This is a genomic window from Paenibacillus sp. P4_A7, assembly GCF_056402455.1.
Genome location: NZ_JBFUHJ010000250.1, coordinates 1 through 7,886 on the forward strand (window position 1 = coordinate 1; position 7,886 = coordinate 7,886).

The window sequence follows — 7,886 nt, forward strand, 5'->3', positions numbered from 1 at the left end:
GAGACTGAACTGTTCACATGATTAGATGGGGCACTGCAAGCGACCAATTGTGTTCCAATCAGAAAGCTAACAGCTAATAGTTGAACTGATCTTTTCATTGTTAGTGAACTCATTTCTCGTGAACCTCCATACGTTAAATGTGTTACGCGCTGAATCGATATTATTGTATCATATATGCCAAATAGCTGTATTTGAGTCCGAAAGGTTGTCTGATGCTGTCAGGTACGTGATTTCCTTAATTTATATCGAATGACACCGGTGCGCGAAGGTCAGACTATTGGAGGAATACCGAGTAGGAAAGAGGTGTCCATGACAATGAAATTAAGCAGTTTATTAGTTGGCGGATTGATTGGCGCAGCTGCCACCGTTTATGTATCGCGCAAACGACCTGGTGCTATTGCTTGGGCGGCAAGTACAATGTCGGATGTTAGTTCTACAATAGTTGGAAAATCAGTATCGAAAATGATGAACGGAAATTGGAAGCAGGAGGCTGCAACAATAGCCCCAAAGCCTTCAGACGATACCGTCGTAAAATCAGGAGCCGCTTGGGATCAAATTGAGGCAATTGTCAATAGCGACCCAACATTAAAAAAAGAAGCGGATAGCATTAGGGCGGAATCGTCAGCCATAACACATTAATACAGATATCCAAAATGAGAATCGTAGGAGCGCTTTTGCTGATTGCAAAGTGTTCAAACGATTCTTTTTTTGGACCAATATTAGTGCATTCAACGGACAGACATGATAAAGTAGTTACATAGCAAGATTTGGTCAAAATGATCACATCTTACTAAAAATTTCATACTTTATTACAACAGATGCTGCAGAGGAGGATCCTGTCATGAAAATCGAACGACTGAGTCAGGACAAGATAAGGATTTTCCTGACGTTCGACGACCTGCTGGAACGGGGGATCCAGAAGGACGACATGTGGCGCGAAATTCCAAAAGTACACGAACTGTTCAGTGAAATGATGGATCAAGCATATAGTGAACTTGGATTCGATGCCAGCGGCCCATTAGCGGTCGAAGTATTTGCCCTCCCCGCACAAGGTATGGTCGTGATTGTCACCCGTGGTAAGATGCATAGTCATTCCGAAGATCGAGCAATAGAAGATGACGACACGGAAGACGAAATATATGAGATGGAAGTAACGCTCGAGCAAAGTGATATCGTGATGTACGCATTTCGGGAATTTGAAGATGTCATTTCCGTTTGTAAGCAGCTTCAATCATCGGATTTAACCGACGATGGAAAGTTGTATTCCTACAATGGTAAGTATATTTTAACGCTTGAACCAGCGTTGATTGATTCAACTCGACATAATGCAGTAATTGCATTGCTTGCTGAATATGGTGAAGCCACATCGGTTACCTACGCGATGTTAGAGGAATATGGCAAAGTTATTATGGCAGAAGCAGCAGTTCGAGAAATATGCAATCATTTTAAATATTAAAAATATAAGAAAGTATAGATAACCTGTTTATACACACTTATATAAGAATGCGAACAGAGCACCGTGCAGAATGAATTCATCTGCAGGTGCTTCTTTTTTATAAAACCAGTATTTTCCAGTCGATTTAGTGAATGTTAACTGCCAATATTAAATATAGATAAAGGCGGTGTTTCGTATATGACTGGAGCGTTGTATAATCAAGATAGACTCGATATTGATTATTTGTTCGAAATCTATTGCACCAACAAGGTCGATATACAGCTGGTTGCCTGTATGGCTTGCGTTCGATGAACAGCCTAAGCCTTTCGATAGTAGAGTTGGATGTGAGAAAGCAGGTACGAAATGCTATTACTTTCCGTTTTGACTGCCGCAGTGGCTCCAGGTGTTGCGCTGCTTACTTATTTATATTTAAGGGATAAGTACGATGTTGAACCGATTCATATGGTCGTGAGATTGTTTGTATTAGGGATGTTAGTTGTTGTGCCTATCATGGTTGTTCAAAGAGGTTTACAGCTCTGGCTTGGCGATCATACGATTCTATTCGCTTATGTGGAGTCGGCAGGTGTAGAAGAGTTTTTAAAATGGTTTGTACTTTATCATGTTATATTTAACCACACTGAATTTGATGAGCCATATGATGGAATTGTATATGCAGCATCGATCTCTCTTGGCTTTGCTACATTGGAAAATGTATTATATGCGATTTATTCACCGGCTACATTCGGAACACTGCTTGGTCGTGCGCTGCTTCCTGTTTCAGGACATGCTTTGTTTGGTGTCATGATGGGGTACTATTTAGGTAAAGCAAAGTTTGCGCCAACCAAAAAAGTGCGTTATTTTTTGGCCATTTCATTATTGCTGCCAACATTTTTACACGGAACTTATGACTGGATTATGATCACACTTAGGACGAATTGGATGTGGTTTATCGTTCCATTTATGATTGCGTTATGGATATGGGGCTTACGTAAGATGAATCATGCTAATTCTAGGTCACCTTTTCGATTCGTCGCACGCGAGGATGAGATTAAACTATAAACGATCCGTCCATACTTACATTATATTGCAATGCCTCATAGGATGGCATTCGAATAATGGTAGCCTATGCTTACGAAGTAAGTTTTGCTGCACGAAACTTTGTAGGAGGTACGTATGGAAGCGCTGAGAGTGAAGGTGACCATTCGGTGTAACGTGTGCGGCGAGAAATTCGTTCTGCGTGGACGACGAGAGAATGGCGCTGTAGATACTGGCTTTAAACAGTGTATCTGCAATAACAGCAATGACCTGGATATTGAAGAACACGGTGTTTTTTGAAGGATTGGCATATAATTGAATAGAAGGATGCATAAAGCTCCCTTGGGCAAACCAAACTAACACCAAGTTTTGCACAAGAAAGGAGCTTTTATGTTATGTACCGTCGACTCAGCTCAATTTTTTTTCCGATAATGACAATCCTCTTCATAGGTGCCGCTTATTGKGGCTATCAAGAGCATCAAGAAAAAAACATGATTTTGATCAAAGCGGAAAACCAGTACCAACGCGCATTCCACGATTTAACCAATCATGTCGAGCAGTTGCATCAGCAGCTAGGAAATACGCTCGCGGTTAATTCTACCTCTCAGGCGTTCCACCGAAAAGGTTTGGTTAACGTTTGGAGGCTGACAAGTCAAGCTCAGAATGAGATTAATCAGCTGCCTGTAACCATGCTGCCATTCAACGAAGCTAGTGACTTTTTATCTCGAATTGCAAATTTCTCGTACAAGACTGCAGTACGGGATTTAACAAAGCAGCCATTAACAGAAGATGAGTTTAAAACGATGAAAACCTTGTATGCAAACTCCGAACAAATTTCCAAAGAGCTGATCGGCATGCAGCAAGATGTAATAAATAACAAATTGCGTTGGATGGATGTTGAGACTGCTATTTCTGCCCAGCAGGCAAAGGGCGACAATATTATCGTTGACGGCTTCAGATCGGTAGACAAGAAAGTTAGTGAATATCCAGAAATAAACTGGGGACCATCGGTCACGAGTATGTATGAGAAACGCACCATAAGTATGCTCAGCGGGAAACAAGCTACTGCTGAAGAAATAAAAAAGAATGCTGCGAAATTTGCCAATGTTCCTGAAGCGAATATCCGTGTTGTTGAAAATGGAAAAGGTACGGAATACGCCTCGTTTTCCGCATCTGTAAATGATTCGAATAAAAACAATAAAATACAAATGGATTTCACCCAAAAGGGCGGTCAGCTCATTTGGTTTATGAATTCACGTGATTTAGGTGCTAAGAAGGTAGATTTGGACAAAGCGAAAGCTGCTGCTGACTCCTTCTTGGAAAAGCATGAGTTAGAAGGAATGAAAGCGATCAGCTACGATGCTAACGATAATTCAGGGACGTTCACTTATGTAGGCTTACAAAGTGGCGTTCTCATCTTTCCTGAGAAGCTGACAGTGAAAGTAGCGCTCGATAATGGAGAAGTTGTGGGCTTGCAAGCAAGCGATTATGTTTATGAGCATCATAAACGGAATTTGCCAAGTCCAATCATTACTAAGGCCGATGCACGTAAAGCGTTGAATACCGAGATGAAAGTAACGAATGAGCAATTGGCGCTTATTAAAAACGATCTTGGTGAAGAGGTGCTCTGTTACGAGTACACAGGCAAAATTAATGGCGGGATTTACAGAGTTTATATAAATTCAGAATCAGGCTTGGAGGAATCAATCGAAGAAATGTCTCCATACGATGCCAAGGCTGCTTCTGACAAATAACGATATGGCTCCTCTTTATTTGACATGTTATAATGACATGTGAATGGGGGGAGCCAATTTGTTGCCTAAAGTGAACCAAATGTTGTATTATCATGTCGCTTCTTCGGATGAACAAGAAAATGTAATCGAATACAAATCTCGAATTGCAGACGAGCAAGAGGACAGTTTCCTCATTGAAATTCCGATCAACGAGAAGACCGGCCGATTTAAAAGATTGTTTCTAGGTGACGAGCTCTCAGCTTACTTTCTATCAGAAGATGGCGTTAAAAACTTTTTTGATGCTCATGTACTCGGATTTAAAGAAGATGGTGTTCGATTAATAAAAATACTTAAGCCAGAACCAGATCGGATTACAAAGGTACAGCGCCGAAGTTTTCTACGTGTATCAGTTGAGCTTGAAATAGCGGTAAAAATGTCTAATTATGAACGTTTTATATGTAGGACTGATGATCTTGGAGGCGGCGGTATTTCGTTGATCTGTGATGGCAAATGGCCAGTTCAATCCGAGCAATCCTTGGAGTGTTGGCTGCTCTTGCCTTTTAAAAACGGAATCATTGATCATGCATCATTCACAGCAGAAATCGTCCGTGTAGTCGTGCTTGAATCAGGTCGTAAGCAAGTTATGATAAAATATACGATGATAAATGATTCGGAACGCCAAAAAATTATCCGTTTTTGTTTTGAAAAGCAGCTTGAATTTCGTAATCGATGAATAAAACGACGTAATCATTGGGAAGATACCCTGAAACAGGAAGGGGATTATCCATATGATTCGTAAGTTTTTGACGAAAAGAAGAACCCGCAAGCAACTGCTGCTATTATCTGAAGAAGTCAGCGCAGTATTGCGAAAAATGATTATAACATTGCTCATTTTGTTAGTTTGTTCGCAGGTTGCACTACAAAATAATGAGATAAGACAGTGGCTGACGGGTGTAGATCGGTGGGAAGGAACCCGCTTGAACTAGCACTCGGCTTTTGCATCTGTGCATATTGTGTGGTATAATTTTCACGTTCGCAGGCAAAGCCTGCTTTTTTCTTGAGTGGTTAGCGTCGCATTCGTACATGCATTCGGCCAGCCATCTCTAATAAAAGGGGGTTGACCGTATTTGATGCATCACGAAGGTGACAGCGATCGTATGAACATTGCAATTGACGGACCGGCTGGTGCGGGCAAGAGCAGTGTTGCACGTAAAGTTGCCGAACAGCTTGGATATGTATATATCGATACAGGCGCTATGTTTCGTGCAGTTACTCTATGTGCTGGACGTGCCGGAATATCGTCGGAACAGCCTATTGAATTAGGGAAGCTTGTGAAATCTCTAAAGATAGAGCTTGAGCCTGGGGAAAACGGGCAGTCCGTTTATGTAAACGGCGACAATGTAACAGATAGTATACGTTCTCGTGAAGTCACACTTCAGGTGTCACATATTGCCGCGAATGAAACTGTTCGTGAAGTGCTCAAAGACATGCAACGAAAACTTGCCTCTCGCAAAGGCGTTGTCATGGATGGACGGGATATCGGATCGCATATTTTACCTGATGCAGAACTGAAAATATTTTTAACCGCTACGGTGCAGGAACGTGCTCTACGCCGTTACCGTGAAATATCGAGCAGTCAATCTATTTCTTTGGAGCAACTTGAAACTGAAATTGCGGAACGCGATTCCTTAGACGAGCAACGTGACATATCACCGCTCATTTGCGCTTCTGATGCTGTTGTACTCGACAGCACCAATATGACAATTGATGAAGTTATTGATGCAATTGTTAAATTAAGCCGAACGAAATTGGCGGAGGCGAAGTAAACTATGTTATATCTTATATTCCGTTTTCTTTTGCGTGTCATTTACACGCTATTATTCCGATTGGAAGCAAGAGGTGTGGAAAATATTCCATCTACCGGTCCAGTTGTATTAGCCTCTAATCATCTTAGCTTGCTCGATCCGCCAACAGTTGGCGTCAAGGTTCGACGTAAGGTGCATTTTATGGCGAAAGAAGAATTGTTCAAAATTCCTGTTTTCGGATCTCTCATTAGGTCGTTTGGCGCATTTCCGGTCAAGCGCGGCGGAGTGAGTAAGGATGCAATCAAATCGGCTATTACGCTTCTTAAGGAAGGTAACGTAATGGGGATATTCCCGGAAGGATCACGCCATAATCAAACGGGTATGGCCAAGAAGGGCGCCGCTATGATTGCAATGCGTAGTGGTTCGGCGGTTGTGCCGGTTGCGATAATTGGGAACTATAGACCATTCAGTAAAATGATTGTTTGTTACGGAGAGCCGATTGATTTTAAAGCTATTATTGATGAATCATCACCTGATATGCTTGAACAAGTAACAGACGTCATTATGACTCGCATTCGCGAGATTGCTGCAAACAATCGTTAATAAGTGTTTTAAATGCTGCTTGCGCTCTAGGCGTTTGCGGATTTAAATAAAGTTGGGGTATGAACTGAGGAGGTTATTTCAAATGTCAGAAGAAACTAATGTGCAAGAATCCGTGGCGGAAGAAGTAAGCCAAGACGCTTTGGATAATTTTGTGTCTTTGAAAAAAGGCGATTCTGTTAAAGGTACAATCGTCAAAATCGAAGATAACCAAGCTTATGTAAGCCTTGGATATAAATATGACGGTGTTATTCCGGTTCGTGAGCTTTCTGCAGTGCAGATCGAATCCGCTTCCGAAGCCGTTCAAATTGGTCAAGAGGTTGAGCTTAAAGTAGTTAGCATTGACGATGAGAAAGAAAAGCTTGTTCTTTCCAAACGTCAAGTGGACGGCGAGAAAGCTTGGGATGAGCTACAACAACGTTTTGAAAGCGGCGAAGTGTTCGAAGTTGTCGTTGCTGATGTTGTTAAGGGTGGTCTTGTAGCAGATGTTGGTATCCGCGGATTTATTCCAGCTTCTATGGTTGAGCGTCATTTCGTTGAAGACTTCAGCGATTACAAAGGCCGTACGCTTCGCGTAAAAGTTAAAGAAATCGATCGTGAGAACAACAAAGTGATCTTGTCACAAAAAGAAGTTCTTGATGGCGAGTTCGAGCAAAGCAAACAACAAGTTATGTCTGCTCTACAAGTAGGCCAAGAGCTTGATGGAACTGTACAACGTTTGACACCATTCGGTGCTTTCGTTGATATCGGCGGAATCGATGGTCTTGTACACGTTTCTGAGCTTTCATGGCAACATGTAGCACATCCAAAAGATGTTGTTGCTGAAGGTCAAGCAGTTCGTGTAAAAGTGCTTAAAGTTGATCCTGCTGCTGGCAAAATCAGCCTTAGCTTGAAAGCTGCTCAACCAGGTCCTTGGGATACTGCTGGTGAGCAATTCGCTATTGGTGATATCGTAACAGGTACTGTTCGCCGCATCGTTACTTTCGGGGCTTTCGTTGAAATCGCTCCTGGTGTTGAAGGACTTGTTCATATTTCCCAAATCGCACACCGTCATATTGCGACTCCTTACGATGTTCTTAAAGAAGGGCAAGAAGTACAAGCGAAAGTGCTTGACTTTAACTCTGCTGAGAAACGCGTAAGCCTAAGCATCAAGGAAACAGAAGAAGCTCCTGAACAAGCTGCTCCTTCTGCTAGACCTGACAGAGCTCCGCGCTCACCGAAAATCGAGAAAATCGATAACCCTAATGTTAGCTTGAGCAATGAGAGCATGAGCTACTC

General features: G+C 42.1%; 10 protein-coding genes. All 10 read left to right on the plus strand.

What is annotated here, in order from left to right; translation table 11 throughout:
• Positions 1-309: 309 nt before the first annotated feature.
• Positions 310-639, plus strand: coding sequence for a hypothetical protein (locus tag AC1DWN_RS22440; RefSeq protein ID WP_477561124.1), 330 nt, complete (start codon positions 310-312; stop codon positions 637-639).
• Between the two features lie 202 nt (positions 640-841).
• Complete coding sequence (locus AC1DWN_RS22445; protein ID WP_477561125.1) at positions 842-1,456, plus strand: genetic competence negative regulator; 615 nt, start codon at positions 842-844, stop codon at positions 1,454-1,456.
• Between the two features lie 342 nt (positions 1,457-1,798).
• Entirely contained in the window at positions 1,799-2,494 is a 696-nt protein-coding gene (prsW, locus tag AC1DWN_RS22450) for a glutamic-type intramembrane protease PrsW (RefSeq protein WP_477561126.1), read from the plus strand.
• Positions 2,495-2,608: 114 nt separating this feature from the next.
• Entirely contained in the window at positions 2,609-2,770 is a 162-nt protein-coding gene (locus AC1DWN_RS22455) for a hypothetical protein (protein ID WP_477561127.1), read from the plus strand.
• A 131-nt stretch (positions 2,771-2,901) separates the two neighbouring features.
• On the plus strand, positions 2,902-4,224 hold the full coding sequence (gene ypeB / locus AC1DWN_RS22460) for a germination protein YpeB (RefSeq protein ID WP_477561132.1): 1,323 nt from the start codon (positions 2,902-2,904) through the stop codon (positions 4,222-4,224).
• A 58-nt stretch (positions 4,225-4,282) separates the two neighbouring features.
• The gene (locus tag AC1DWN_RS22465) at positions 4,283-4,936 is read left to right on the plus strand and encodes a flagellar brake protein (RefSeq protein ID WP_477561128.1); all 654 of its coding nucleotides are present in this window, start codon (positions 4,283-4,285) and stop codon (positions 4,934-4,936) included.
• Positions 4,937-4,991: 55 nt separating this feature from the next.
• Positions 4,992-5,189 (plus strand): hypothetical protein, encoded by a 198-nt coding sequence (locus AC1DWN_RS22470; protein ID WP_477561129.1) that lies wholly within the window; start codon positions 4,992-4,994, stop codon positions 5,187-5,189.
• A 144-nt stretch (positions 5,190-5,333) separates the two neighbouring features.
• Entirely contained in the window at positions 5,334-6,029 is a 696-nt protein-coding gene (gene cmk / locus AC1DWN_RS22475; protein ID WP_477561133.1) for a (d)CMP kinase, read from the plus strand.
• Positions 6,030-6,032: 3 nt separating this feature from the next.
• Positions 6,033-6,611: a lysophospholipid acyltransferase family protein gene (locus AC1DWN_RS22480; protein ID WP_477561130.1), complete on the plus strand. Its 579-nt coding sequence runs from the start codon at positions 6,033-6,035 to the stop codon at positions 6,609-6,611.
• Between the two features lie 82 nt (positions 6,612-6,693).
• On the plus strand, positions 6,694-7,886 hold a 1,193-nt coding region (gene rpsA / locus AC1DWN_RS22485; RefSeq protein WP_477561131.1), incomplete at its 3' end, for a 30S ribosomal protein S1.